Here is a 25,075-nt window from a genome sequence, read left to right as displayed (position 1 = left end):
GCGGGAGGACCCGGGGGTAAACACCGATGCCGCGCAGGCGGCATGCCACCGTCGATTTGCGTAGTACTACGCAGAAGTGCTGCGTAGTTACACGCTTGTGCGGGGTTTGGCGGGTGTCAATACTACACGCCGGACGCGCCGCCGCCCCAGCAGGGCGCATGCGCGGACGCAGCTGGTGCACTGTCCACACCCGGACGGTGCACCGCCTGCCTGCAAGACGAGATCCGGAAACGACGACACAACCGGGCGCGCAGCAGCTATCCCAGGAGACACCCTCACCGCCGGATTGCCCCCCGCTGCCCGCCCTCGGCGCAACCTCGCTGCCGATCCTGCCAGTTGCCTGTTACCAGTCCTTCGCCGCCGCAGGCTATCCAAGAAATCCGGTCTGAGGAGACCTTCACTATGAATCGCATCGGAGAACACCTGGTGTGGCTGGCTGTCGCCGCGCTCGGCGCGTTTGCCTTCGGCACCGTCGCGCTGGCGCGCGGCGAGGCCGTCAGCGCGCTGTGGATCGTGGTTGCCGCGCTCTGCATCTACCTGATCGCCTACCGTTACTACAGCCGCTTTATCGCCGACAAGGTGATGCAGCTCGATCCCAAACGCATGACGCCGGCCTGGCGCCACAACGACGGCCTGGACTACGTGCCGACCAACAAGGCGGTGCTGTTCGGCCACCACTTCGCCGCCATCGCCGGCGCCGGCCCGCTGGTCGGCCCAGTGCTGGCCGCGCAGATGGGCTATATGCCGGGCATGCTGTGGATCCTGGCCGGCGTGGTGTTTGCCGGCGCGGTGCAGGACTTCATGGTGCTGTTCATTTCCACGCGCCGCGACGGCCGCTCGCTGGGCGACCTGGTCAAGTCCGAGATGGGCACGGTGCCGGGCATGATCGCGCTGTTCGGCTGCTTCATGATCATGATCATCATCCTGGCGGTGCTGGCGCTGATCGTGGTGAAGGCGCTGGCCGATTCGCCGTGGGGCACCTTCACGGTGGCGGTGACGATTCCGATCGCGCTGTTCATGGGCATCTACACGCGCTACATCCGTCCGGGCCGCATCGGCGAGGTATCGGTGATCGGCTTCGTGCTGCTGATGCTGGCCATCATCGGCGGCCAGTACGTGCACGAGAGCGCCACGCTGGCGCCGCTGTTCACCTACGACGGCAAGGCGCTGACCTGGATGCTGATCATCTACGGCTTTATCGCCGCCGTGCTGCCGGTGTGGCTGCTGCTGGCGCCGCGCGACTACCTGTCGACCTTCCTGAAGATCGGCACCATCATCGCGCTGGCCATCGGCATCCTGATCGTCGCGCCGGAGCTGAAGATGCCTGCCTTCACGCAGTTCGCCAAGGGCGGCGGGCCGGTGTGGTCGGGCAACCTGTTCCCGTTCCTGTTCATCACCATCGCCTGCGGCGCGGTGTCGGGCTTCCACGCGCTGATCTCGTCGGGCACCACGCCCAAGCTGCTGGAGAATGAATCGCACGCGCGCTTTATCGGCTACGGCGCGATGCTGGCCGAGTCCTTCGTCGCCATCATGGCGCTGGTGGCCGCCTCGGTGATCGAGCCGGGCGTGTACTTCGCCATGAACAGCCCGGCCGCCGTGATCGGCACCACGCCGGAAGCGGTGGCGCAGGCGGTCTCGACCTGGGGCTTCGTGGTCACACCGGACGTGCTGGTGCAGACCGCCAAGGATGTCGGCGAGAACACCATCATCTCGCGCGCCGGCGGCGCGCCCACGCTGGCGGTGGGCATCGCCCACATCCTGCACCAGGTGGTGGGCGGCCAGGCCATGATGGCGTTCTGGTATCACTTCGCCATCCTGTTCGAGGCGCTGTTCATCCTGACCGCCGTCGACGCGGGCACCCGCGCCGGCCGCTTCATGCTGCAGGACCTGCTGGGCAGCTTTATCCCGTCCATGCGCAAGACCGACTCGCTGGTTGCCAACCTGACCGCCACCGCGCTGTGCGTGGCGGCCTGGGGCTACTTCCTGTACCAGGGCGTGGTCGATCCGCTGGGCGGCATCAACACGCTGTGGCCGCTGTTCGGCATCTCCAACCAGATGCTGGCCGCGGTGGCGCTGGTGCTGGGCACCTGCGTGCTGGTCAAGATGAAGCGCGGCCAGTACGCCTGGGTCACGCTGGTCCCGACCATCTGGCTGCTGATCTGCACGCTGACCGCTGGCTGGCAGAAGCTGTTCCACGCCGACCCCAAGGTCAGCTTCCTGACCCACGCCGCCAAGTTCAGCGCCGCCATTGCCGAAGGCAAGGTGCTGGCCCCGGCCAAGTCGATGGAGCAGATGCACCGCGTCGTCTTCAACGACTACCTGGACGCCGGCCTGTGCGCGCTGTTCATGCTGGTGGTGCTGTCGATCGTGTTCTACGGTTTCAAGACCGCGATGCAGGCACGCGCCGCCGCCCGCCCGACGGCCAAGGAAACGCCGTTCGAGCCGCTGCCTTCGGGCGCCTCGGCCCAGTAACCCAGGGATCACAGGAGCCCGCCATGCTGGAACAACTCGGAACCATGGGACGCTACCTTGGGCAGTCGCTGCGGCTGATGGTCGGGCTGCCCGACTACCAGACCTATGTCGCGCACATGGAAAGCACCCACCCGGACCGCGAGCCGATGAGCTACGAGGCATTCTTCCGCGAGCGCCAGGAGGCACGCTACGGCGGCGGGCAGGGCAAGTGCTGCTGAGCGCACGCTGAACGCCGCCGTCCTGCGGGCCGGCGGCATAGCAAGCAGACAGGCGATCACATGATCGCCTTTCTTTTTTGAAGTGTTGCGTGTTTACCGCGCTTTTGTCATGCACGGATACCGTTTCTGTAGTGGGTTACAGGGCTTTACAGGTGGTTACAGCAAGGGTGCGGCTCCTTCTCTACACTTGCGACACATCATGGCAATTCGAGGAAAAAAGATATGACTCGCCATCCCGTTCGCAACCTGACCATTGCCCTCGCCCTGGCGGCCTGCGCGCTGCCGGCCGTCGCGAGCGACATGAACAACGCCCTGGGCGGCGCACTCGGCGGCGTCGCCGGTGCCGCGGTGGGCGGCGCGCTGGGCGGCAGCACCGGCGCAGTGATCGGTGGTGCAGTGGGCGGCGGCGCCGGTGGCGCAGTGACCTCCAACCGCCGCGAGCGCACCGGTGCCATCATCGGCGGCGCGCTGGGCGGCGGTGCCGGCACCGCGGCTGGCAACGCCATGGGCGGCCGCACCGGTGGCCTGATCGGCGCCGGCCTGGGCGGCGGCGCGGGTGCGGCGCTGGGCGGCAACGTCTCGCGCAGCAACTCGTACGACAATGATCGCCGCTATTACAACAGCAACTACAAGCGCAAGAAGCACAAGCATCACCACCACTACGACGACTAACTAGTCGTAGGTGGGTCAGCAAAACGGGCCGTCATGGCCCGTTTTTCATTTGCGGCGTCTGGCATAATCGTTCGCCAGTGGTTGCAAACCCGCCGGATGCAGAAACAAAGAAGCCCGCAACCGGAACCGGTGCGGGCTTCTTCTCCAATAAAGGCGGAGAGGCTGCGAGGCGCTCCCCCAAGGACCTGTGGAGACCAGGTTTGAAGCAGGCGGGGCCGCACAAGGGGAGGAAGCGGCCCTGGGATCGCGCTGCCAGGCCGCCCGGGGAGGCGAGCCTGAGGCAGCCAGGCGGCCTTACAGCGGCGCGCGATCGGTAGTGATGTCGTACTTGGCGCCTTCGGCGTAGGGATCGAACTTGCCGGCGCGGGCGCCTTCGGCGTAGGTGTCGAACTTGCCGGCGCGGGCGCCTTCGGAGAACGTGTCGAACTTGCCGGCGCGGGCACTGTCGGTGTACGGATCGAACTTGGCTACCTTGGCGCCGTCGGTGAACACATCGAACTTGCCGTTCTTGGCAAAGGCCGGTGCGGCCGACAGGGCGGCGGCGAGGGTGGCGACAGCGATCAGGGCGTAGCGGTTGGTTTTCATGATTCAGGCTTTCTCTATTGCGTGGATGCCTGAGTCGTCACTTAGACGAAAGACTATGTTGCGTTGCGGCATCCGATGGCTAGATATTAGGCATTTCCCTCATATCAATAAATATCAGGATCCACAATGATTAGTTTTGATTTGAACAATAAAATAGGCTGATTACGTAAGAATTCAGCGCAGAACCGGGAGACTGTGTCATGGATCGCCTGCAATCGATGCGTGTGTTTTCCAAGGTGGTGGAACTGGGAAGCTTCGCGCGTGCAGCGCAGCAGCTGGAAATGTCCAACGCAGTGGTGACGCGCTACGTGGCCGACCTGGAGAGTCATCTGGGCACGCGCCTGCTCAACCGCACCACCCGCAGCCTGTCGCTGACCGACGCAGGCGAAACCTACCTGCAGCGCTGCCAGCAGATCCTGGAAGACGTGGAAGAAGCCGAAAGCGTAGTCACGGCGCGCAGCCAGTCGCTGTCCGGCACGCTGCGGCTGGTCACCCCGGTGATGTTCGGCCTGCACCTGTTGCCGGAATTGCTGGCGCGCTTCCAGCGGCTGTACCCGGACGTGGTGTTCGACGTGATCCTGTCGGACCGCAACGTCGATATCGTCGAAGAAGGCCGCGACGTCGCCGTGATGCTGTCCGACCTGGGCCTGGGCTCGCACCTGGTGGCGCGCCCGCTGCTGTCGGCCGAGGTGATCCTGTGCGCGTCGCCGGGCTACGTGGCGGCGCATGCGCCGATCCGCCATGCCCATGAACTCAGCCACCACCGCTGCATTGCCATGCGCCTGCCCAGCGCCGAGCACGAATGGACGCTGCTGGGCCCGGAAGGCGAGGTGACCGTGCCGATCCGCCCCGGGCTGATGTGCAGCAATGCCGAGCTGGCCCACCAGGCGGCGCTGGCCGACATGGGCGTGGCCATGCTGTCGTCCTACCTGGCGCGCCCCAATATCGAATCCGGCAAGCTGGTGCACGTGCTGCCGCAATACCAGCTGCCGCGGCGCGATGTCAGCGTGGTCTATCCGAGCCGCAAGTTCTTGCCGACCAAGGTGCGCGCCTTTATCGACTTCCTGCTCGAAGAAGGGCAGGTACGGGGCAAGGAAGCGCAGCCGGCGCCATCCGCCAGCCACGGCGCGCAAGCCGTGCGCACCTGAGCGCCTGCCTGGCCGAGCCACCCAAAGCAAAACGCCCGGCGATGCCGGGCGTTTTGCCGTGACGCGCTGACGCTTACTCGCCGGCGGCTGCCGCGCGCGACTTCTTTGCCGCGGCGGTCTTGGCCGGAGCCTTCTTGGCCGCCGGCTTCTTGGCCGGTGCCTTGGTGGCTGGCGTCTTGGCCGCGGTCTTCGCTGCCGTCTTGGTTGCCGGCGCCGCCTCGGCCGTGCCATTCGATGCCGCCTTGGCCGTGGTCTTCGCCGCCGTCTTGGCGCCCGCCTTGGGCTCGCGCGCCTCGAACTCGAAGCCGATCTTGCCGTCCGGCTGCTTGACCAGGAAGGCCTTGAAGTTGCGGCCGGTGCGCGACGACTTGAACCCCGTCAGCAGGTCGGTCTTGCCGTCGGTGAGCAGCTTGCCGATCTGCTCACGGCTGATTTCCTGCTGCAGGATGATCTTGCCGGTGGTGAAGTCGCAGCTCTTGGGGCTGGTCGTGCTGTTCTCGCAGACATACTTCATGCCGTGCTCGAACACCGAGCCGCCGCACTTCGGACAGGTGCCCACCGGCTCCTGGCCGCTGAAGTCGACCGGCTCGCCGTCGTTGTCGTCGTCGTTCTGGCCGAAGTCGAATTCCATCTTGTAATGGCCTTCGTCGTCCTTGCCCAGCTTGAGGATGGCGGCGAACGGACGGCCCATCTTGCTGCGGAAGCCCTGCAGCGGACCGATTTCCTTCTTCAGCAGCAGCTCCTCGACCTCTTCGATCTCGAACTGGCGCCCGCCCGGGATCTTGCTGATCGAGAACTCGCACGCGGTGCAGGCAAAGCGGCGGTAGTTCTCCTTGACCTGCCCGCCGCATTGCGGGCACGGCGTGTCCAGCGTGGCGTAGTCGCCCGGGATGGTGTCGCTGTCGTATTCCTTGGCGCGCTTGACGATCTGCTGCGTCATCTGCGCGATCTCAAGCATGAACTCGTCGCGCTTCATGCGCCCGCGCTCGATCTGCGAGAGCTTGTGCTCCCATTCGCCGGTCAGCTCGGCCTGCGTCAGTTCCAGCACGCCCAGGCCGCGCAACAGCGTCATAAGCTGGAATGCCTTGGCGGTCGGGATCAGCTCGCGGCCTTCGCGCACGAGGTATTTTTCCGTCAGCAGGCCTTCGATGATGGCCGCGCGCGTCGCCGGCGTGCCCAGGCCCTTGCCGGCCATAGCTTCGCGCAGCGCGTCGTCGTCCACCAGCTTGCCGGCGCCTTCCATTGCCGACAGCAGCGTGGCTTCGTTGTAGCGCGCGGGCGGCTTGGTGGTCAGGCCGACGCTCTCGACCTTGTCGGTCTTGACCTTCTCGTCCTTGGCCACCGGCACCAGGTTGGCGGCGTCCTTGTCGCCCTGCGCCTCGCGGCCGTAGATCACCAGCCAGCCCGGGTTGACCAGCACCTTGCCTTCGGTCTTGAAGTGGTGGCCGGCGACTTCGGTGATGCGGGTGGTGACCTGGAACTCGGCCGCCGGGAAGAACACCGCCAGGAAGCGGCGCACCACCAGGTCGTACAGCTTCTGCTCGGGCTCGGACAGGTTCTTGGGCGCCTGCAGCGTCGGGATGATGGCGAAGTGGTCGCTGATCTTGCTGTTGTCGAAGATCTTCTTGTTCGGCTTGACCCAGCCCTGCGCCAGGATCTTCTTGGCGTGCGGCAGGTAGTTGGGCGAGCTGTCGGCCAGCATGTCCATGGTCTGCTTGACCGTGTCCAGGTAGTCCTCGGGCAGCGCGCGCGCATCGGTACGCGGGTAGGTCAGGACCTTGTGCTTCTCATACAGGGCCTGCGCCAGGCCCAGCGTGTTCTTGGCCGAGAAGCCGAAGCGCGAGTTGGCCTCGCGCTGCAGCGTGGTCAGGTCAAAGAGCGCCGGCGACTGCTGCGTCGACGGCTTGGATTCCTCGGTGACCGTGCCGGTCTTGTCGCGGCAGGCGGCGACGATGCTCTTGGCCTCGGCCTCGCTCCACAGGCGCGATTCGCGCGCCTCGGGATCGAACTCGCTCTTCTTGAACTTGGGGTCGAACCAGCGGCCTTCATACAAGCCGGCGGCGGCGATGAACTCGGCCCGCACTTCCCAGTAGTCGCGCGGCACGAAGTGCTTGATCTTCTCTTCACGCTCTACCACGATCGACAGCGTCGGCGTCTGCACGCGGCCCACGGTGGTCAGGAAGAAGCCGCCGCCCTTGCTGTTGAAGGCAGTCATGGCGCGGGTGCCGTTGATGCCGACCAGCCAGTCGGCCTCGGAGCGGCAGCGCGCGGCGTCGGCCAGCGGCAGCATGTCTTCGTCTTCGCGCAGGCTGGCGAAACCATCGCGGATCGCCTGCTGCGTCATCGACTGCAGCCACAGCCGGCGCACCGGCTGCTTGGCCTTGGCCTGTTGCGCGATCAGCCGGAAGATCAGTTCGCCTTCGCGCCCCGCGTCACAGGCGTTGATCAGGGCGGTGACGTCCTTGCGCTTGATCAGCCGGTTCAGCACCTTCAGGCGCGACTCGGTCTTGGCGATCGGGCGCAGGTCGAAATGCGGCGGGATCACCGGCAGGTTGGCGAAGCTCCACTTGCCGCGCTTGACCTCGTATTCGTCCGGCGCGGCGATCTCGACCAGGTGGCCGACGGCAGAGGACAGCACGTAGTCGTCGCTCTCGAAATACTCGTCGTGCTTGGTAAACCCCCCGAGGGCACGGGCGATATCCGCCGCGACCGACGGTTTTTCCGCGATGATGAGGGCTTTTGACATGGGAAGGGTCCTTGCGAGCTGCATCCGGCAACCCGCGAATTGCACTACAAACGAAGTAATCAGAACGCCGGGGGGCTATGAGGCGCCAATAATAAGCGCGGTTTCAACGGCGGTGCAAGCAAGCTCCGCCGCCGCCCTTGGCGCCGCCTAGGCGGCGCTGCTCCCCCCGGCAAGCAACCAGTCCAGCACCTGCGGCACGTCTTCGGCACTCGCCGGCATCGCCGCACTGCGGCTCAGCATGCGTTCCAGCACCTCGATGTGCGGCAGCAGGGTGCCATAGAACTGGGGCGTGCCACCCGACGCAGGCTGCACCAGCAGCGTCGGGAAATTCTCAATATCGATATCGCCAAGCGCATCCGCATGCGTCTCGATGTCGATCCAGACGAAGCAATCCTCCGGATGGCGCGCGGCCAGCGCCGTCAGCGCCGCCAGGTAGTCCCGGCACGTGCCGCACCACTGCGCGCACAGGCAGGCCACCAGACGGCCCTGCGGCCGCTCCGCCAGGCACCCGGCAATGGCGCCGGCGTCACGTTCTGGAAAGTAAACGGTCATGGCATCGGAAACATGAGGCGCCCGCGATACGCGGGCTGCCGGCGATTGTATCGGTATTGCGCTGCGGCTCACCCAAGCCGCCGGAACAGGTTTCCCGGTAGACGCTCGGCGTGCCCGGCCAGTTCCAGTTCCAGCAGGCGCGCCGCGGCGGCTTCCGGCGGCTGGCCGCTGCGCTCGCACAGCGCATCCAGCGTAACCGGATCGTAGCCGAGAGCGGCCAGCAGGGGGTCGGCGTAGCCAGCAAAGTCAGAAAGATCTGGTTGCTCCGGTACGGACGCGGAAACGCGCCTGGCAGCCGGGCAGGCAGGTGCCGGCAGCAGGTTGATCTCTTTCAGCACGTCCTCCACGCGCTCCACAAGCTTGGCGCCCTGGCGGATCAGCAGGTGGCAGCCTGCTGACAGCGGCGCGTGGATCGAGCCCGGGACCGCAAATACCTCGCGCGCCAGCTCGCCGCAAGCCGTGCGGTGATCAGCGAGCCCGAGCGCGCCGCGCGGGGCCACTTGGTACGCCAGCGCCAGGTTCTCGGCCGGATAGACCCGGCCGGCCCCCGTACCCGTAACAGCGACGGTACCGCCGCAGCCCTGCAGTCCGCCGGCATGGGCGGCGGCATCGACGCGCCCAGCGCCAGCCCCGAAACCACCGCCAGCCTCGACTCGGACAGCGCCCGCCCGAAGGCCTGCGCATCGCGCCTGCCCTGCTCGGTGGCGCCGCGCGCGCCGACGATGGCCACCGAAGGACGCGCCAGCAGCGCGGGATCGCCTTTGATATATAGCAGCGGCGGCGGGTCGGGCAGGTCGAACAGGCGGGCAGGGTAGGTGTCGTCGCCGATCGTGACCACATGGTTGCCGGGCGTGCCGAGCCAGGCGAGGGTGCGTTCGACCAGTGCCGGCAGCGCCGGCATGGCAAAGGGAAGCGGCGGCCGCCGGGGCCGCCTGCGATGTCGCCAAGACCGGCTCAGCGCGGCGAGGTCGCCCGGTCGCCGACCGCGATCACGTTGGAGGCGTCGGTGACCAGCGCATACGACACCCCCGGGAACACGCGGAAGACAAAGGCCAGGCCGTAGCGTTCGTCGGGCAGGCGGATGGCGCGGTTGCTGTCGGTCTTGTCGGCCACGGTCTCGCCGGCGCGCGACAGCGCCAGCACATGCCCGGGCTCCACCCCGGCCTGGCTGCCGAGGTTGAGCACCACCACCTGCCTGGCGCCGCCGAACTCGACCCCGCCATAGACCTTGGCCACGCGGCCGTCGAACTGCGTATCGGGCGCGTGCGGCACGTAGCGCAGCGCTTCGCGCGCGGGCTGCGGCATCAGCAGCGTGCCCACGCCCATCTCTTGCCTGGCCTGCGTGACCTGCATAGTCGAGACCGCGTCCGGGCCCTGCGCGCCGCGCGCCAGGCGCACGTTGCCTTCGTATTCGGCCTCGTAGCCGAGCACGGCATTGGTGACGGGGTCGCGCACCGGGGTGACCGGGCGGTAGGCCTGCCAGTCGCTGCCTTGCGGCGCGTCGGCGGGGATGCCGCGCGCGTAGCCGGTGTCGTCGCGGCCAAGGATGACGCGCGACTCGGACACGGCGACGATGCGCGCTGAGGTGGCCAGCGTGTCCTGGTCGACCACCAGCGGCCGGATCAGGAAGGGCTCGATATCGGCGGCCGCGATGCTCTGGATGGCGGCGCCATCGGCGGCGCCGCCGCGCATCTGCGGCGACAGGCGCACCGTGCCGCTGCCGCCCGGCGTGGTCGACAGCCAGGCACGGCCGTCGCGCTGGATCAGGTACAGGATCTGTCCCGGATAGATCAGGTGCGGGTTGCGGATCTGTTGCCGGTTCATGCCCCATAGCTCAGGCCAGCGCCATGGCTGGCGCAGGAAGCGGCCCGAGATCCCCCACAGCGTGTCACCCATGCGCACGGTGTACTGCGACGGCGCATTGGGAGACAGTTCTGAAACGGGAATGCCCTGTTGGGCCGTGCGCTGGGCTTCGGCCTGCTGTGCCGGCGTGACCGTCAGGTCCGCGGCCAGGGCCGGAAGCGTGGCCGCGGCAGTGAAGCCAGCGGCACTCAACAGCGCACAAGCAAACTTAGGGATGAACGCGTGCAGCCTGCGGCCCGACGCCGCCTGGTGTTCTTTGGTAAGATCGCGCATTTTCCTGACCGGCCGGTGGTTCGGCCGGATTGACCCGGGAGAGCGCGCCTGTTGCGGCGCGCCTTGAATTTTTGTACTTGCGCCCCGATTCTGCATGTAAACACCGGCCGCCGCAACGCGGTCCGGTTGCCGGCAGCAGCCGGCGTTGCGCCTGAGCATCATGGCAAAACTCGATATCCTGACCTACCCTGATCCCCGCCTGCACACCGTTGCCAAACCCGTTGCGGCGGTGGACGACCGTATCCGCCAGCTGGTGAAGGACATGGCTGAAACCATGTACGAAGCGCCCGGCATCGGGCTGGCCGCCACGCAGGTCAACGTGCACGAGCAGGTGGTGGTGATCGACGTCTCGGAAACGCGCGACCAGCTCCAGGTCTTTATCAACCCGGAGATCATCTGGGCCAGCGACAACCGCAAGGTGTGGGAAGAGGGCTGCCTGTCGGTGCCCGAGGTCTATGACCGCGTCGAGCGCCCCGACCGGGTGCGCGTGCGCGCGCTCAACGAGAAGGGCGAAAGCTTCGAGCTCGAAGCCGACGACCTGCTGGCGGTCTGCATCCAGCACGAGATCGATCACCTGCGCGGCAAGGTCTTTGTCGAGTACCTGTCGCCGCTCAAGCTCAACCGCATCAAGAGCAGGCTGCAGAAGCGCGAGCGCACCCGCATGTAAGCGGCGTCCTGCCACAAAGATGTAACAGCCTGCCCGGAATCCCGGCGCCAACGCGCGGCACCCGCGCGGGGTCTGTTATCTTTATGACTTCCGAAGAACAAAAGCACCGGCCGCGATAGCGGCCGGTTCTGCTTCAGGCCACGGAACCTGCCATGTCCCAAGCCAGACCCCTGCGTGTCGCCTTTGCCGGCACGCCCGAGTTCGCGCGCGTCGCGCTGGAAGCCATCCACGCCGCCGGTTTTCCCGTCGTGGCGGTGCTGACGCAGCCTGACCGCCCCGCCGGCCGCGGCCTGCAGCTGCAGGCCAGCCCGGTGAAGCAGTTCGCCGCCGCCAGCGGCCTTGGGCCAGTGCTGCAGCCGCGCTCGCTGCGCCGCCAGGGCAAGTACCCGGAAGACGCCGCCGCGGCCATCGACGCGCTCGCCGGCACCGCCCCCGACGTGATGGTGGTGGCCGCCTACGGCCTGATCCTGCCGGCCGAGGTGCTGACCCTGCCGCGCCTGGGCTGCCTGAATATCCACGGCTCGCTGCTGCCGCGCTGGCGCGGCGCAGCGCCGATCCACCGCGCCATCGAAGCGGGCGATGCCGAGACCGGCATCACGCTGATGCAGATGGACGAAGGCCTGGACACCGGCGACATGCTCACGCGCGAGGCCGTGCCGATCGGCCCGGACGACACCACCGGCAAGCTGCACGACACCCTGGCCGCGCTGGGCGCGCGCTTGACCGTGGCAGCGCTGCAGGAACTGGCCGCCGGCCGCGCGCTGGCCGCCACGCCGCAGCCGGCCGAAGGCGTCACCTACGCCGAGAAGATCGCCAAGGACGAGGCGCCGCTGGACCTGCGCCGCCCGGCCGCGGCGCTGGCCAACCAGGTGCGCGCGTTCAACCCCTTTCCGGGCGCGACGGTGCAGGTCGGCGATACCGTGATCAAGTGCTGGCAGGCCGTGCCGCTGGCCGCCGCCAGCAGCCTGCCGCATCCGCCCGGCACGGTGCTGGCGGCCGACGCCGCCGGCGTCATCATCGCCTGCGGCGAGGGCAGCGCACTGCAGGTCACCGAGCTGCAGAAGCCGGGCGGGCGCCGCCAGCCGGCGCAGCAGTTCCTGCAAGGGCTGCCGCTGCCGCCGGGCACGCGCTGCGCGGTACCCGGCAACGGCGCCGCACAGGCATGATCGGGCAGGCCTTTGCCGCACATGGCAACATAAGTGCCGGTGGAACCGCCCGGCGGGCGCGACCGGCCACGGCTCCCCCTGAAACCGTTGAACAGCCGTTGAATTTTCGGGTATCACCCCCTATCTAACGGTCATCGCGTCCGCTTTTCCCCCGGGACGCGGCTCACGATTACACGGAGATCACCGCAATGTTCAACTGGGTCAAGACCTTCATGCTGATGGCGGCCATCACGGCGCTGTTCATCGTCATCGGCGGCATGATCGGCGGGCGCAGCGGCATGATGATGGCGCTGCTACTTGCGCTGGGCATGAACTTCTTCTCCTACTGGTTCTCGGACAAGATGGTCCTGCGCATGTACAACGCGCAGGAAGTCGACGCCGGCAGCGCGCCGCAGTTCTACGGCATGGTGCAGGAACTGGCGCAGCGCGCCGGCCTGCCGATGCCGCGCGTGTACCTGATCAACGAAGACGCGCCCAACGCCTTTGCCACCGGCCGCAACCCGGAGCACGCCGCGGTGGCGGCCACCACCGGCATCCTGCGGGTGCTGTCCGAGCGAGAACTGCGCGGCGTGATGGCGCATGAGCTGGCGCACGTGCGCCACCGCGACATCCTGACCTCGACCATCGCCGCCACCATGGCCGGTGCGATCTCGGCGCTGGCGAATATGGCAATGTTCTTCGGCGGGCGCGACGAGAACGGCAACCGCAGCAACCCGATCGCCAGCATTGCCGTGGCAATCCTGGCCCCGCTGGCGGCATCGCTGATCCAGATGGCGATCTCACGCGCACGTGAGTTCGAGGCCGACCGCGGCGGCGCCGAGATCAGCGGCGACCCGCAGGCGCTGGCCAGCGCACTGGACAAGATCCACCGCTACGCCCAGGGCATCCCGTTCCAGGCGGCAGAAGAACACCCGGCCACGGCGCAGATGATGATCATGAACCCGCTCTCGGGCGGCGCCATCGCCAATCTGTTCTCGACCCACCCGGCCACCGAGGAGCGCATCGCGCGCCTGATGCAGATGGCCCAGACCGGCACCTATCCCGCCTGAGCGGCCGGAAATCCGGGGCAGGGCCCCCGCACAGGGTAAACTGCCCGCTGTTCCGCATGGACCGGCGGGCTTTTTTTTGTGCCCGTGCCGGCCTGCTTCCCGATTCCAACACCTGACCCGCTGCCTGACCGATATGCGCCTGCCTCCCGATTCGCTTGCCTTCCAGATGCTTGGCGCCGCCACCGCGGTGCGCGCCGTCAGCGAAGGCACAGCCTTGCCCCAGGCGATCGAGGACGCCGCCGCACAGCTGCGCCTGGACCGCGTGCGCGATGCCGCCACGCGCGGCGCGCTGCAGGACATCGCCTATCGCACCATGCGCCAGTTCGGCACGGCACGCGCACTGGTGACGAAGCTGGTCACGCGCCCGCCGGGCGCGCAGGTCGATTCGCTGCTGGCCGTGGCACTGGCGCTACTGCTGGAGCACGCGCCGGGCCCGCGCGACAAGCACGACAGCGCGGACAAGACGCGCCAGGACGCGGACGCCGGCCGCCCGGGCTACAGCACCTTCACTGTGGTCGACCAGGCGGTCAGCGCCGCCGCCTCCGAACCCAAGACTGCGCATGCGCGCGGCCTGGTCAACGCGGTGCTGCGCCGTTTCCTGCGCGAACGCAAGGCGCTGCTGGCCGACGTCAACCGCGACGAGCAGGCGCGCTGGAACCTGCCGCCGTGGTGGCTGCGCATGCTGCGCGAGGCCTACCCGGACCAGTGGATGGCCCTGGCCGCCAGCGCCAACGTGCGCCCGCCGATGACGGTGCGCGTCAACACCGCGCGCGTGTCCGTGCAGCAGTACCAGACCGATCTTGCCAACGCCGGCCTGGCTGGCCATGTGGTCGGCCCGCAGGCCGTGCGCCTGGTGCGCGCGGTGCCGGTGACGCAGTTGCCGGGCTTTACCGAAGGCGTGGTCTCGGTGCAGGATGCCGGCGCGCAGCTGGCCGCGCCGCTGCTCGAGGTGGCCGACGGCATGCGCGTGCTGGATGCCTGCGCGGCGCCCGGCGGCAAGACCGGGCACCTGCTGGAACTGGCCGATATCGACGTCACCGCGGTGGAAAGCGACCCGCAGCGCACCACCCGCATCGGCGAGAACCTGGCGCGCCTGGGCAAGCAGGCCAGGATCGTGGTCGGCGATGCCAGCCGGCCCGCCGACTGGTGGGACGGCCAGCTCTTTGACCGCATCCTGGCCGACGTGCCGTGCTCCGCTTCGGGCATTGTGCGGCGCCATCCCGATATCCGCTGGCTGCGCCGCGAGACCGATATTGCCAAGCTCATCACCGAGCAGCGCCGCATCGTCTCGCAACTGTGGCCGCTGCTCAAACCGGGCGGCATCCTGGTCTATGTCACCTGTTCTATTTTCCCAACGGAAGGCGAGGAGCAGGCGCGCTGGTTTGGTGCCCAGCTGGCAGATGCGATACGATTGCAGGCGCCGGGGCAGCTGCTGCCCGGCACTCATACCACGCAAGCAGCCGGCGCCAATGGCGAAAAGGACGCCACGGCCGGCACCAGCCTGCCGTCGGATCACGATGGCTTCTTCTACGCCCGCTTCCAGAAACGCGCCTGATCTGATCCGATGCTGAGCACGCCGCGCCTGTCAGACTTCCGCGTCATGTTGAACACGAACGTGGACACTGCCGCGGACCAGGCGTGCCCGCGTCTGCGCCCCGGCGGCGCGGGCAGGCGTGGCCTGCTGGCGCGGTGGTGGCTTGCACTGGTGCTGGCGCTCGCCTCGCTACTGTGGTTGCCGCCCGCTGCGCGCGCACAGGTCATCGAGGCCACCGACGCGCGCATCGAATTCCAGGATGGCGGCTTCGAGCTTGCCGCCAGCTTCGACTTCGACCTGCCACCCGTGCTGGAAGACGCATTGCACAAGGGCATCTCCCTCTATTTCGCGGTCGACTTCCAGCTCTCGCGTTCGCGCTGGTACTGGTTCGACGACAAGCCGGTCAACACCACCCGCAGCGTGCGCCTGTCGTACCAGCCGCTGACGCGCCAGTACCGTGTCTCCACCGGCGGCCTGCAGCTGCCATTCACGCGCTTGAAGAGCGCGCTGCAGTTCATCCAGCGCGTGCGCGGCTGGCGCGTGTTCGAGCGCAATGCGGTCAAGCCGGGCGAGACCTACCACGCCGAAGTGCGCATGCGGCTGGACCTGTCGCAACTGCCCAAGCCGTTCCAGATCAACGCCGTCAACACGCGTGAATGGAACCTGGCCTCCGACTGGCGGCGCTTTGTCTATACGGTGCCGACGGACCTGAACCCACCGCCGCCACCGCCGCCACCGCCGCCGCCCGCAGCACCGCCGCCGCCCGCGCCGGCCCCAGGCCCCGCATCGCCGGCGCTGCCGGCATCGCCCGCCGTACCCGCGCCTGCGTCGGCGCCGGCCGCTGCCATTGACTCGCGCGGCCTGACCATGCAGACGGTGTCGTATGGACTGTCGCCCGCACTGCTGGTGCAGCCCGCATCGAGCCAGCCATGAACAACTCGCTGTGGGACAGCCGGTTCCGGCGCGTGCTGTACCGCGTCGTGGCCGGGATCATCGTCTTCCTGGCGCTGGTGCTGGTGGGCCTGCTGGCCGGGGCATCGGCCAACACCGAATTCTTCGATCGCTATTTCACGCTGCTGTTCAAGGTGAACCTGGTGATCGGCGCCCTGCTGGTGCTGATCGTGGGTGCGCTGGCGCTGACGCTGTGGCTGCGCTATCGCCGCGGCAAGTTCGGCACGCGGCTGATGACCAAGCTCGCCGTGTTCTTCGGCGTGGTGGGCGTGCTGCCCGGCGTGCTGATCTACCTGGTCTCGCTGCAGTTCGTCTCGCGCAGCATCGAGTCCTGGTTCGACGTGCGCGTGGAAACTGCGCTCGAGGCCGGCCTGAACCTGGGCCGCGCCACCATCGACAGCTCGCTCGCCGACCTGCAGGTCAAGGCACGCCTGATGGCCGAGCAGCTCGCCGGCGCCTCCGGCGTGGCCACCTCGCTGCAGCTGAACCGCCTGCGCGAGCAGTATGGGGTCCAGGAAGCCGCCATCTTCACCGGCAGCGGCCGCGTGCTGGCCACGGCGTCCAGCAACTATGCGTCGCTGGTGCCGGACCTGCCTTCCGGCGTGCTGGCCGAACAGGCACGGCTGGCCGGTGGCTACGCGGCGGTGGAGGGCGGCACCGACCCGTCAGGTGACGGCAGCCCGAGCACCGAGCGCGCCGACAGCAGCCACCTGTACCGGCTGCGCGTGATCATTCCACTGGGCACAAGCCCTACCACCGCACAGACTGACGCGGCAGGCGGCAGCGCCCCGCGCGCGCTGGCCAAGTCGCCGCGCTGGGCCGGCTCCGGCCTGTCCGTGGAGCGCCGCCCGGAGGAATCGCCGTCGAGCGGCTTCGGGCTGGTCGGCGAGACCGTGCGCGAAGAGCGTTACCTGCAGGTGCTGCACCCGGTGCCGGCGGTGCTCGCGCGCAATGCCGACGAGGTCCAGCGCGCGTACCAGGAATACCAGGAGAAGGCACTGGGCCGCACCGGCCTGCGCAAGATGTATATCGGCACGCTGACGCTGACGCTGTTCCTGGCCGTCTTCATCGCGGTGATGCTGGCGCTGCTGCTGGGCGGGCAACTGGCGCGGCCGCTGCTGATGCTGCTGCAGGGGACCAAGGAAGTGGCCGAAGGCGACCTCTCGCCCAAGCGCGAACTGAAGAGCCGCGACGAGCTCGGCATGCTCACGCAGCAGTTCAACCAGATGACGCGCCAGCTGGCCGAGGCGCGGCTGGCGGTGGAAGAGAACCGCACCGCGCTGGAGCAATCGAAGGCCTACCTGGAAAGCGTGCTGCAGAACCTGACCGCAGGCGTGCTGGTGTTCGACCGCCGTTTTGTGCTGATTACCGCCAATCCCGGCGCGGAGCGCATCTTCCGCCAGCCGCTCGGCGCGGTGCTGGGCCTGCCGGTGGAGCAGATCCCTGGCATGGGGCCGTTCGGCGAGATCGTGCGCCAGGCCTTCTCGGACCAGAACACCAGCGAGGTGCTGGGCGGCGCCGAGCACTGGCAGAAGCAGATCGAGCTGCCGCAGGGCGAAGAACAGCCGCTTACGCTGCTGGTGCGCGGCGCACGCCTGCCCGGCGGCGAGCGCGATGAGCCCGGCTACGTGATCGTGTTCGACGATATCTCCGATGTGATTTCCGCTCAACGCTCGGTGGCCTGGGGCGAGGTGGCACGGCGCCTTGCGCACGAGATCAAGAACCCGCTGACGCCGATCCAGCTCTCGGCCGAGCGCCTGCAGATGAAGCTCTCGCCCAAGCTCGAGGGCACCGACGCCGATGTGCTCAAGCGTGGCGCCGCCACCATCGTCAACCAGGTGTCCGCGATGAAGCGCATGGTCGATGATTTCCGCGACTACGCGCGCACGCCGCCCGCGGTGCTGCAGTCGCTGCAGCTCAACAGCCTGGTGGCGGAGGTGCTGCACCTGTACGGCATCGATGATCCCGCGGTGCACGAGCATCCGGTGATCCATCCGACGCTGGGCACCGCGCTGCCCGAGATCAAGGGCGATCCGACGCAGTTGCGCCAGGTCATCCACAACCTGCTGCAGAACGCACAGGATGCCGCCACCGAGAACGTCGCGGCCGGTAGGGCGGCGCCCCATATCACTCTGCACACCGAGACTGTAGAATACAAAGATTCTGCCGGCGAAAACCGCCAGGCCGTCAAGCTCACCATTGCGGACAATGGTCCCGGTTTTGCACCACGAATCCTGAGCCGTGCGTTCGAGCCCTATGTGACCACGAAAGCCAAGGGCACGGGCTTGGGGCTCGCGATGGTAAAGAAGATCATTGACGAACACGGTGCGCGAATCGAGTTGCGCAATCGCATGGAAGGTGCGGAGATCGTCGGTGCACAGATCTCGATCCTGTTCGTTAAACTGACATAGTCAACAATGGCGTCCGGTCCCGGAACGCTGCGGTGGGGTTAAGAGGGGAAGTATGGCAACGATCCTCGTAGTCGATGACGAAATGGGAATCCGGGAGCTGCTCTCGGAGATCCTCAGCGACGAAGGCCACGTGGTTGAACTCGCGGAGAACGCGCTGCAAGCGCGCGAATACCGCGCGGCGGGTACGCCCGACCTCGTGCTGCTCGATATCTGGATGCCCGATACCGATGGCGTGACCCTGCTCAAGGAATGGTCCGCGCAGGGACAGCTGACGATGCCCGTCATCATGATGTCGGGCCACGCCACCATCGACACGGCGGTCGAGGCGACCAAGATCGGCGCGCTCAATTTCCTTGAGAAGCCGATCGCACTGCAGAAGCTGCTGTCCGCGGTCGAGCAGGGCCTGGCCCGCGGCATCGAACGCCCGCGCAGCAGCACGGCCGCCACCGCCGCGCCCGCCGCGGCGCCGTCGGCCGAGCCCGGTTTGGCCGACGCCGTGCCCGAGGCCACCGCCGAGGCCGCCCCCAACGGCAACCCCGCGCGCGTGCCCGAGGCCGAGATGCAGTTCTCCTTCGACATGCCGCTGCGCGAAGCGCGCGACCTGTTCGAGCGCGCCTACTTCGAATACCATCTGCTGCGCGAACACGGCAGCATGACCCGCGTGGCCGAGAAGACCGGGCTGGAGCGTACCCACCTGTACCGCAAGCTCAAGCAGCTCGGCGTCGAACTGGGCCGCAACAAGCCCGAGCCGGCCGAGCAATGAGGCAGTGACGCACATGACGCTTGACTGGCCAAAAAAGTCCAGTTATAGTTTCGCTTCTTTGGCCCGGTAGCTCAGTCGGTAGAGCAGAGGATTGAAAATCCTTGTGTCGGCGGTTCGATTCCGTCCCAGGCCACCAGAACAAGAAAAGCCCGGCTCCCGCAGCCGGGCTTTTTGCATTGGGGTGCAGTGTCATAAACGCGCCCGGATTCCCGTCCCCGTGCTGTCGCCGCAACGGCGAAACACTTCCCGACTCAACGCCAGCAACGCGCAACAGCCAACCCAGAAGTAAATATCTTCTACTTGGCAGCCGATATATGTATCTCTACGATGCCCTGATGCGCTGCCGCCCGGCGGCGTGGACCGAGCCGGCCAAGCCGCACCCATAACGCGGACATCCGGCCCAGGGCTATCACTTTCTTACTGGGGGGTCTGATGGATACGTTGATCGGAACGGACAACCGCTGGCCGCCGCAGACTGCGGGCGACGAGCGCGGCTTGTGGAAGAGCACCATGGCCGCGGCCAGCCACGCGCTGGGGGCGGCGGGGCGGGTGCAGCAGGCGGTCTCGCAGACGCTGAAGCTGCAGCACAAGATCCGCGCGCTGCGCGACGAGCTGCACCAGATGGAGGCCGAGCGCGACGTCTACCGCGAGCTGCATGCGCGCACGGTCGAGGAGCTGCACCAGGCGATTGACCGCAGCCCGGCAGAGATCCGGCGGCTGCGTGCAGAGACCGAGGCCATGCAGGTGCGCCACCGCGCCTACAAGCTGCTGGCGCAGCACTACATGCGCCTGGGCACGCCGATCGATCCCACAGCATTTGCCGAGCAGCGCAGCCGCGTGCAGCAGCACATCCTGTTCCAGCGCCGCAAGGGCATTCCGGTGGCACAGATCCGCGTCGAGGACATCGCGTTCCTGCTGCGCTGAGGCGCGCTGCGCCCGTGAAGCCATTCGCTTTGCCGCGATGGGCCAGGCTGCACTAACATGGCGGCAGCGAAGCATCCCGCGCTCGCATCCGACACTGCCAGGCCACCATGCTCGACATCCAGAACTACACCAGCTTCGTGCTCGCCATTCTGGTGTTCCAGCTGATCCCCGGCCCGGGCACGATCGCCATTCTCAACGCCACCGCGCGCAATGGCGTGGCGGCCGGCATGGGCGCGGTCTGCGGCACGCTGCTGGGCGACCTCGGGTACATGCTCGCCGCGGTGGCGGGACTGGCGGCGGTGATGCGGGCCAATCCGCTGCTTTTCCACAGCTTGCAATGGTTCGGTGCCGCGTACCTGTGCTGGATGGGCGTGCAGCTGCTGCGTACACGCTTTGCCGCGGACGCCGGCGTGCCCGAGCCGCGCAAGTCAGCGCGCGTATACCTGCGCCAGGGCTTCACGGTGAGCCTGACCAACCCCAAGGTGGTGCTGTTCTTTGTCGCGTTCTTCCCGCTGTTCCTGCGCCCGGATGCGTCGCCGGCCACGCTGGCGGCGATGATGGCACACGTCACGGTGCTCAGCCTCGCCTACCAGGCGGCGCTGGTGCTGGCGGGCAACGCAGTGGCCAGCCGGCTGCGGGCGCTGCCGTTCGCGCGCACGCTGGCAACGCGACTGGCCGGGATCGCGCTGGTCGGCTTCGGCCTGCGGCTGGCGGCCAGCAACCGGTAACGGCCCGCGGCCCGCGCGGCGATTCGATACCGCGCGTCTGCACACAACAAAGCGGCCACGCATTGACGCGCTCCGTGCGCGAGCGGAACACTGTCGCGTCCGCGCTCACCGCGTGTGCGCGGGCTTGCTACTGAACCGCCACCGTTCGAGGCGTCGTCTCAGGCGACGTTGTCCATCTTGCCGCTGCACGTTTTCCTTACTGCCTTTGCCGCGATCTCGCGGTCGCTCTCGTATCCCGTTCGTTGCTCCGCTTTATCGCTGCTGCGCGCCGTCAACGGAGCGCAGCGATGAGTACGCTCGCACGCCGCCTGGTGGCCGAAGGCCTGGGCACGGCGCTGCTGGTGGCGATTGTGGTGGGCTCCGGCATCCGTGCCGAGCGCCTCGCCGCCGGCGATACCGCGCTGGCGCTGCTGGCCAATTCGCTGGCGACCGGTGCCGGGCTGGTGGCCTTGCTGGTGTCGCTTGGCCCGGTCTCGGGCGGGCATTTCAATCCGGTGGTCAGCCTGTCGGCGCTGCTGCAGGGCGCGCTGCCGCCGCGCGATGCGCTGCGCTATGTGCTGGTGCAGGTGACGGGCGGAATCTGCGGCGTGCTGGCCGCCCATGCGATGTTCGGCGAGCCGGCGCTGGCCTGGTCGGCGCAGAGCCGCACCGGCGCGGCAATGTGGTGGAGCGAGTGCGTGGCCACCTTCGGCCTGGTCGGCGTGGGCATCGGAACGCTGCGCAGCCGGCCGCAGCTGGTGCCGTTCGTGGTGGCAGGCTATATCACCGCGGGCTACTGGTTCACGTCGTCGACCTCGTTTGCTAACCCGGCGCTGACCATCGCCTGCGCGCTGACCGATACCTTTACCGGGATCCGGCCGCAGGACGTGCCGGGCTTCGTGCTGGCCCAGATCGGCGGCGGGCTGACTGCCACGCTGCTGTTCCACTGGCTGTGCCGCAAACCCGGTGCGGCCGCCACTGCTGCCACGGCACAGGCCGACTGGCGCGCTGCGCCCGCCAGCGCCCCTACCAGCGCCGATTGAGCTGCACGCCGAAGATCGAGCCGCTCGGCTGCGAGGCCCACGCGTCGGCCGGCGCGGTGTAGCCGATGCCGTCGACGTCGCTGGCACGGCTATAGGTGTAGAAGGCGCGCAGGTTGGCATTGCCCGCCGACTTGCCCAGTGTCAGCGTGGGCGCCACGGTCAGCGCGGTGCGCTGGCCGCCGACGCCGAAGCCGGACGAGATCTGGTCGTGCGAGACCTCGAAATTCAGGCGGAACTGGTTGCTCGCTACGTAAGCAGGACGCAAGCGCGTGGTGGTCCACTGCAGCGTGCCGACCGGCGACCGGTCAAACTGCAGACTTTGCTCCACCGCGCCGCTCAGCCCTGAGCGACCCTTCCATTCCATCGATTCGGCCACGCGCGTGCGCGACAGCGCCGGTCCCATGCCGGTGTAGCCGGTCATGGCGTTGCGCGCTCCCGATCCGAACTGCACCCCGAGCCGGTTGGTGCCGAACAGCACGCCTTTCTGCTCGTGCAACGCAGACGCCCACCATGCGCCGCCGGGATCTTGCACCAGCGGCTGCGCCTCCACCCGCGTGAAGCCGAGCTGGATCGAACCCTGTTCGTTGGTGTTGATGGGCGCGGTGCGCAGTGAGTGGTAGCTGGGCAGGTTCTGGCCGTTCTGGTCCGCGCGCGCGGTGTACTGGTAGCTCAGGCCGATATCGCCGATCACCTTGGCGTTGTCCACGCCGAAGCGCATCGCCGTGGAATTGGGCGGCAGCAGGCCGGACGACAGCAGGAACGGCGCATTGTCGCGCCGGCCGGCCCACATGGTGGCGCCGTCCAGCACCGCCAGGCCGCTGACGGCGGTATAGAACTGCGGCACCAGGGCATACGGATCGATCGCCTGGGGGCGGCCATTGACCGTGGTGGCGTCGGTGCCGCGCGCCTGCGCGATCAGCATCACCTGCGCGCCGCCGTCCAGGTCCAGCACCGATTCGCGGATCTTGACCTCGCCGGCGCTGCGGCAGGCCAGGCCGTTGCCGATGCCGGTGGAGAGCGCGCCGCCGGGGCAGGCGCGCATGGTGGCCGGGCGTTCCTCGGCCGCGGCGCGGCCGCTGTAACCGAGGCGCCACACGGAATCCCCGGCGGGGTCCTCGGCGGGCAGCTGCGAGTGCAGTACCGGCGGGGCATCCGGCGGTGTGTCACCGGTGGCGCTGTCCGCCGGCTGGGCGGGCGCTTCGGCCTGGAACTGGCCGAGCCGGGGCGGGAACAGCACCAGTGGTGGCGGCGGCTGGGGTGGCGGTTCGGGCGGGCCGACGAAGTCGGGGTCGGCAGCCGGGCTGGTACGGGCCAGGGTTGCCGGCGCGCTGCCGTCAGGCTGCACGGCAGGCTGGGCCGCCGGCTCGCCCGTGATGCCTGGTGCCGGTGCCGCTGGCACGGTCACGCTGGCCGTGGGTGCCGCGTCGCCGGCGATCAGCGCCGCCAGCGGGTCCTCCGCGCCTGCCGTGGCCGGCGCGGCAGGCCGGGCGGTTTGCGCCGGACCCGCGGTCACCGCCGGGTGCGGTTCGATGCGGGGTGGCGGCGTGGTGGCACTGGTGGTCGCATCCCCGGTCTGCGCGCACGCGACCAGGCCCCACGCGGCCAGCACGGCAAAACCGAGGCGGCGCAGGGGCAGGCCACCGCGCCCGGAAGGGCCGGGACAAGGCGGTGTGGCGGGAATTAGACGGGAGACCGGCGGCAATTCGGACAGCAATTCAGCAAGCAACAACAATGGCCGGAGCGGGCAAGGGCTCCGGAGGCGGGACTGTTTTTTATCAGCCGACCCATTTGACCGCAAGCCGGGTTACAAAATCCATCACACCGTGCGCTGTCTCACAATGCGAAAAACCCCCGGATATGGCGCGATTGACTAGCGAAAACCCGCACTTGCACGGTACCCCGTGGCGAAAGAGCCACCGCTATAATCGGCTGGCTTGTCTTTCGGGTAAGACAGCCCTTTACCGTGGCCCGCGTCCGGCGCCCGGCATGCGGGGCACGCCGCCGTGCCCGTTCGCAACAGGCACAGCGTTGCGCAGGCCGCCGTACCCCGGCGGCTGGTGCGTCACGGTCCGGCGCGCGGCATCATGCAAGCCGCGAGCCTGCATCCGAATCAATATCTATAAGAGGAGAAGTGGAGATGGAACGTCGTTCCTTTCTGTTGAAAGCGTCGGCCGTGGCCGCCACCGGGGCACTGGCCGCGTGCGGCAAGGGTGAAGAGAAGGCAGCGCCCGCCGCCGCCAGCGGCCCGGCAGCGCCGGCCGTGGTCGGCAGCAACCCGGCCGTGGAATGGCGCCTGGCCTCGAGCTTCCCCAAGTCGCTCGACACCATCTTCGGCGGTGCCGAACTGCTGTCGACCCGCGTCAAGGAACTGACCGAAGGCAAGTTCAACATCAAGGTCTTTGCCGCCGGTGAAGTCGTGCCGGGCCTGCAGGTGCTGGACGCGGTGCAGAACAACACCGTGCAGATCGGCCACACCGCCGGCTACTACTACTTCGGCAAGAACCCGACGCTGTGCTTTGACACCACCGTCCCGTTCGGCCTGACCGCACGCCAGCAGAACGCCTGGATGCTGCAGGGCAACGGCATGAAGCTGATGCGCGAGTTCTTCAAGGAATACAACGTCGTCAACTTCCTGGGCGGCAACACCAATGCGCAGATGGGCGGCTGGTTCCGCAAGGAAATCAAGACCGTGGCCGACCTGCAGGGCCTGAAATACCGCATCGCCGGCTTTGCCGGCGTGGTGCTGTCGCGCCTGGGCGTGGTGCCGCAGCAGATCGCCGGCGGCGACATCTACCCCGCGCTGGAAAAAGGCACCATCGACGCGGCCGAGTGGGTGGGCCCGTACGATGACGAGAAGCTGGGCTTCTACAAGGTGGCGCCGTACTACTACTACCCGGGCTGGTGGGAAGGCAGCGCGCAGCTGTCGTTCTACGCCTCGGCCACCGAGTACGCAAAGCTGCCGGCACTGTACAAGCGCGCGCTGGAAACCGCCACCATCGAGGCGCACACCAACATGATGGCCAAGTACGACACGGTCAACCCGCAGGCACTGGCCCGCCTGCTGGAAAACGGCGTCAAGCTGCGCCCGTTCTCCAAAGAGATCATGGAAGCGTGCTTCAAGGCGACCCAGGAAGCCTACGCCGACGAAACCGCCAAGAACCCGTCGTTCAAGAAGATCTACGACGACTGGCGCGTGTTCCGCAACAACCAGGCCGCCTGGTTCAACGTGGCCGAGCAGGGCTTCGCCCAGTTCAGCTTCGCGCGCAAGCTGTAAGCGGCACACGGCCCCGGGCCGTCCGCGGCCTGCCGCAAACCCCATGCTCCCTCGGGA

General features: G+C 67.7%; 20 protein-coding genes, 1 tRNA gene and 1 pseudogene. 16 read left to right on the top strand and 6 right to left on the bottom strand.

The window, feature by feature from the left end:
- Positions 1 to 402 precede the first annotated feature (402 nt).
- From CNE_RS17905 to CNE_RS17895, 3 genes are all read left to right on the top strand, one after another.
- A complete protein-coding gene (locus CNE_RS17905; protein WP_013958453.1) occupies positions 403 to 2,472 on the top strand; it encodes a carbon starvation CstA family protein in 2,070 nt (689 codons plus the stop codon).
- 23 nt (positions 2,473 to 2,495) lie between these two features.
- Positions 2,496 to 2,690: a YbdD/YjiX family protein gene (locus tag CNE_RS17900; RefSeq protein WP_013958452.1), complete on the top strand. Its 195-nt coding sequence runs from the start codon at positions 2,496 to 2,498 to the stop codon at positions 2,688 to 2,690.
- A gap of 222 nt (positions 2,691 to 2,912) precedes the next feature.
- Complete coding sequence (locus CNE_RS17895) at positions 2,913 to 3,362, top strand: hypothetical protein (protein WP_013958451.1); 450 nt, start codon at positions 2,913 to 2,915, stop codon at positions 3,360 to 3,362.
- 294 nt (positions 3,363 to 3,656) lie between these two features.
- Here CNE_RS17895 and CNE_RS17890 read toward each other — a convergent pair whose 3' ends face one another.
- A complete protein-coding gene (locus CNE_RS17890; protein ID WP_013958450.1) occupies positions 3,657 to 3,947 on the bottom strand; it encodes a hypothetical protein in 291 nt (96 codons plus the stop codon).
- 200 nt (positions 3,948 to 4,147) lie between these two features.
- Between CNE_RS17890 and CNE_RS17885 the strand changes: the two genes are divergently transcribed.
- On the top strand, positions 4,148 to 5,095 hold the full coding sequence (locus CNE_RS17885; RefSeq protein ID WP_013958449.1) for a LysR family transcriptional regulator: 948 nt from the start codon (positions 4,148 to 4,150) through the stop codon (positions 5,093 to 5,095).
- Between the two features lie 73 nt (positions 5,096 to 5,168).
- On the opposite strand, the gene CNE_RS17880 is transcribed toward CNE_RS17885, so the two are convergent.
- The 4 genes and pseudogenes from CNE_RS17880 to CNE_RS17865 form a co-directional block, all read right to left on the bottom strand.
- On the bottom strand, positions 5,169 to 7,841 hold the full coding sequence (locus CNE_RS17880; protein ID WP_041228250.1) for a DNA topoisomerase III: 2,673 nt from the start codon (positions 7,839 to 7,841) through the stop codon (positions 5,169 to 5,171).
- A 147-nt stretch (positions 7,842 to 7,988) separates the two neighbouring features.
- Positions 7,989 to 8,393, bottom strand: coding sequence for a thioredoxin domain-containing protein (locus tag CNE_RS17875; protein ID WP_013958447.1), 405 nt, complete (start codon positions 8,391 to 8,393; stop codon positions 7,989 to 7,991).
- Positions 8,394 to 8,461: 68 nt separating this feature from the next.
- Positions 8,462 to 9,285, bottom strand: a pseudogene (locus tag CNE_RS43075) (DNA-processing protein DprA); the annotation flags it as partial.
- A gap of 62 nt (positions 9,286 to 9,347) precedes the next feature.
- Complete coding sequence (locus CNE_RS17865) at positions 9,348 to 10,529, bottom strand: LysM peptidoglycan-binding domain-containing protein (protein ID WP_041228249.1); 1,182 nt, start codon at positions 10,527 to 10,529, stop codon at positions 9,348 to 9,350.
- 160 nt (positions 10,530 to 10,689) lie between these two features.
- On the opposite strand from CNE_RS17865, the gene def reads away from it, so the two are divergent.
- The 11 genes from def (at position 10,690) to CNE_RS17810 (ending at position 21,744) form a co-directional block, all read left to right on the top strand.
- A complete protein-coding gene (def, locus tag CNE_RS17860) occupies positions 10,690 to 11,196 on the top strand; it encodes a peptide deformylase (RefSeq protein ID WP_013958444.1) in 507 nt (168 codons plus the stop codon).
- A gap of 152 nt (positions 11,197 to 11,348) precedes the next feature.
- On the top strand, positions 11,349 to 12,362 hold the full coding sequence (fmt, locus tag CNE_RS17855; RefSeq protein ID WP_013958443.1) for a methionyl-tRNA formyltransferase: 1,014 nt from the start codon (positions 11,349 to 11,351) through the stop codon (positions 12,360 to 12,362).
- Between the two features lie 188 nt (positions 12,363 to 12,550).
- Positions 12,551 to 13,411: a zinc metalloprotease HtpX gene (gene htpX / locus CNE_RS17850; RefSeq protein WP_013958442.1), complete on the top strand. Its 861-nt coding sequence runs from the start codon at positions 12,551 to 12,553 to the stop codon at positions 13,409 to 13,411.
- A gap of 133 nt (positions 13,412 to 13,544) precedes the next feature.
- Positions 13,545 to 14,966, top strand: a complete 1,422-nt coding sequence (gene rsmB / locus CNE_RS17845) for a 16S rRNA (cytosine(967)-C(5))-methyltransferase RsmB (protein WP_013958441.1) — start codon at positions 13,545 to 13,547, stop codon at positions 14,964 to 14,966.
- A gap of 9 nt (positions 14,967 to 14,975) precedes the next feature.
- Positions 14,976 to 15,878, top strand: a complete 903-nt coding sequence (locus CNE_RS17840; protein WP_013958440.1) for a DUF4390 domain-containing protein — start codon at positions 14,976 to 14,978, stop codon at positions 15,876 to 15,878.
- Entirely contained in the window at positions 15,875 to 18,307 is a 2,433-nt protein-coding gene (locus CNE_RS17835; protein WP_013958439.1) for a sensor histidine kinase, read from the top strand. The genes CNE_RS17840 and CNE_RS17835 overlap by 4 nt, the downstream gene beginning before the upstream one ends.
- Positions 18,308 to 18,359: 52 nt before the next feature.
- The gene (locus CNE_RS17830; RefSeq protein ID WP_013958438.1) at positions 18,360 to 19,070 is read left to right on the top strand and encodes a response regulator; all 711 of its coding nucleotides are present in this window, start codon (positions 18,360 to 18,362) and stop codon (positions 19,068 to 19,070) included.
- 60 nt (positions 19,071 to 19,130) lie between these two features.
- Positions 19,131 to 19,206, top strand: a tRNA-Phe gene (locus CNE_RS17825).
- Between the two features lie 296 nt (positions 19,207 to 19,502).
- Complete coding sequence (locus tag CNE_RS17820) at positions 19,503 to 19,994, top strand: hypothetical protein (RefSeq protein WP_013958437.1); 492 nt, start codon at positions 19,503 to 19,505, stop codon at positions 19,992 to 19,994.
- 107 nt (positions 19,995 to 20,101) lie between these two features.
- Complete coding sequence (locus tag CNE_RS17815; protein WP_013958436.1) at positions 20,102 to 20,722, top strand: LysE family translocator; 621 nt, start codon at positions 20,102 to 20,104, stop codon at positions 20,720 to 20,722.
- A gap of 287 nt (positions 20,723 to 21,009) precedes the next feature.
- Entirely contained in the window at positions 21,010 to 21,744 is a 735-nt protein-coding gene (locus tag CNE_RS17810; RefSeq protein WP_013958435.1) for an aquaporin, read from the top strand.
- Here CNE_RS17810 and CNE_RS17805 read toward each other — a convergent pair.
- Positions 21,728 to 23,353 (bottom strand): carbohydrate porin, encoded by a 1,626-nt coding sequence (locus CNE_RS17805; RefSeq protein ID WP_238553022.1) that lies wholly within the window; start codon positions 23,351 to 23,353, stop codon positions 21,728 to 21,730. The two genes, CNE_RS17810 and CNE_RS17805, sit on opposite strands and share 17 nt — an antisense overlap.
- A gap of 528 nt (positions 23,354 to 23,881) precedes the next feature.
- Between CNE_RS17805 and CNE_RS17800 the strand changes: the two genes are divergently transcribed.
- Positions 23,882 to 25,018 carry a TRAP transporter substrate-binding protein gene (locus CNE_RS17800; protein ID WP_013958433.1) on the top strand — a complete coding sequence of 379 codons (1,137 nt, stop codon included), beginning with the start codon at positions 23,882 to 23,884 and terminating at the stop codon, positions 25,016 to 25,018.
- The last annotated feature ends 57 nt before the right edge of the window (positions 25,019 to 25,075 follow it).

The sequence above is a fragment of the Cupriavidus necator N-1 genome, assembly GCF_000219215.1.
In the GTDB taxonomy this organism is placed as follows: Bacteria; Pseudomonadota; Gammaproteobacteria; order Burkholderiales; family Burkholderiaceae; genus Cupriavidus; species Cupriavidus necator.
This window is presented reverse-complemented; position numbering and strand designations above follow the sequence as displayed.

Bases quoted from the DNA above. Each gene is read 5' to 3' on its own strand.
- CNE_RS17890 (WP_013958450.1), bottom strand. From the start codon at position 3,947: ATGAAAACCAACCGCTACGCCCTGATCGCTGTCGCCACCCTCGCCGCC.
- CNE_RS17900 (WP_013958452.1), top strand. From the start codon at position 2,496: ATGCTGGAACAACTCGGAACCATGGGACGCTACCTTGGGCAGTCGCTG.
- CNE_RS17835 (WP_013958439.1), top strand. From the start codon at position 15,875: ATGAACAACTCGCTGTGGGACAGCCGGTTCCGGCGCGTGCTGTACCGC.
- CNE_RS17880 (WP_041228250.1), bottom strand. From the start codon at position 7,841: ATGTCAAAAGCCCTCATCATCGCGGAAAAACCGTCGGTCGCGGCGGAT.
- CNE_RS17810 (WP_013958435.1), top strand. From the start codon at position 21,010: ATGAGTACGCTCGCACGCCGCCTGGTGGCCGAAGGCCTGGGCACGGCG.
- CNE_RS17895 (WP_013958451.1), top strand. From the start codon at position 2,913: ATGACTCGCCATCCCGTTCGCAACCTGACCATTGCCCTCGCCCTGGCG.
- CNE_RS17840 (WP_013958440.1), top strand. From the start codon at position 14,976: ATGCTGAGCACGCCGCGCCTGTCAGACTTCCGCGTCATGTTGAACACG.
- def (WP_013958444.1), top strand. From the start codon at position 10,690: ATGGCAAAACTCGATATCCTGACCTACCCTGATCCCCGCCTGCACACC.
- CNE_RS17820 (WP_013958437.1), top strand. From the start codon at position 19,503: ATGGATACGTTGATCGGAACGGACAACCGCTGGCCGCCGCAGACTGCG.
- CNE_RS17800 (WP_013958433.1), top strand. From the start codon at position 23,882: ATGGAACGTCGTTCCTTTCTGTTGAAAGCGTCGGCCGTGGCCGCCACC.
- CNE_RS17885 (WP_013958449.1), top strand. From the start codon at position 4,148: ATGGATCGCCTGCAATCGATGCGTGTGTTTTCCAAGGTGGTGGAACTG.
- htpX (WP_013958442.1), top strand. From the start codon at position 12,551: ATGTTCAACTGGGTCAAGACCTTCATGCTGATGGCGGCCATCACGGCG.
- CNE_RS17875 (WP_013958447.1), bottom strand. From the start codon at position 8,393: ATGACCGTTTACTTTCCAGAACGTGACGCCGGCGCCATTGCCGGGTGC.
- CNE_RS17830 (WP_013958438.1), top strand. From the start codon at position 18,360: ATGGCAACGATCCTCGTAGTCGATGACGAAATGGGAATCCGGGAGCTG.
- CNE_RS17905 (WP_013958453.1), top strand. From the start codon at position 403: ATGAATCGCATCGGAGAACACCTGGTGTGGCTGGCTGTCGCCGCGCTC.
- rsmB (WP_013958441.1), top strand. From the start codon at position 13,545: ATGCGCCTGCCTCCCGATTCGCTTGCCTTCCAGATGCTTGGCGCCGCC.
- CNE_RS17865 (WP_041228249.1), bottom strand. From the start codon at position 10,529: ATGCGCGATCTTACCAAAGAACACCAGGCGGCGTCGGGCCGCAGGCTG.
- fmt (WP_013958443.1), top strand. From the start codon at position 11,349: ATGTCCCAAGCCAGACCCCTGCGTGTCGCCTTTGCCGGCACGCCCGAG.
- CNE_RS17815 (WP_013958436.1), top strand. From the start codon at position 20,102: ATGCTCGACATCCAGAACTACACCAGCTTCGTGCTCGCCATTCTGGTG.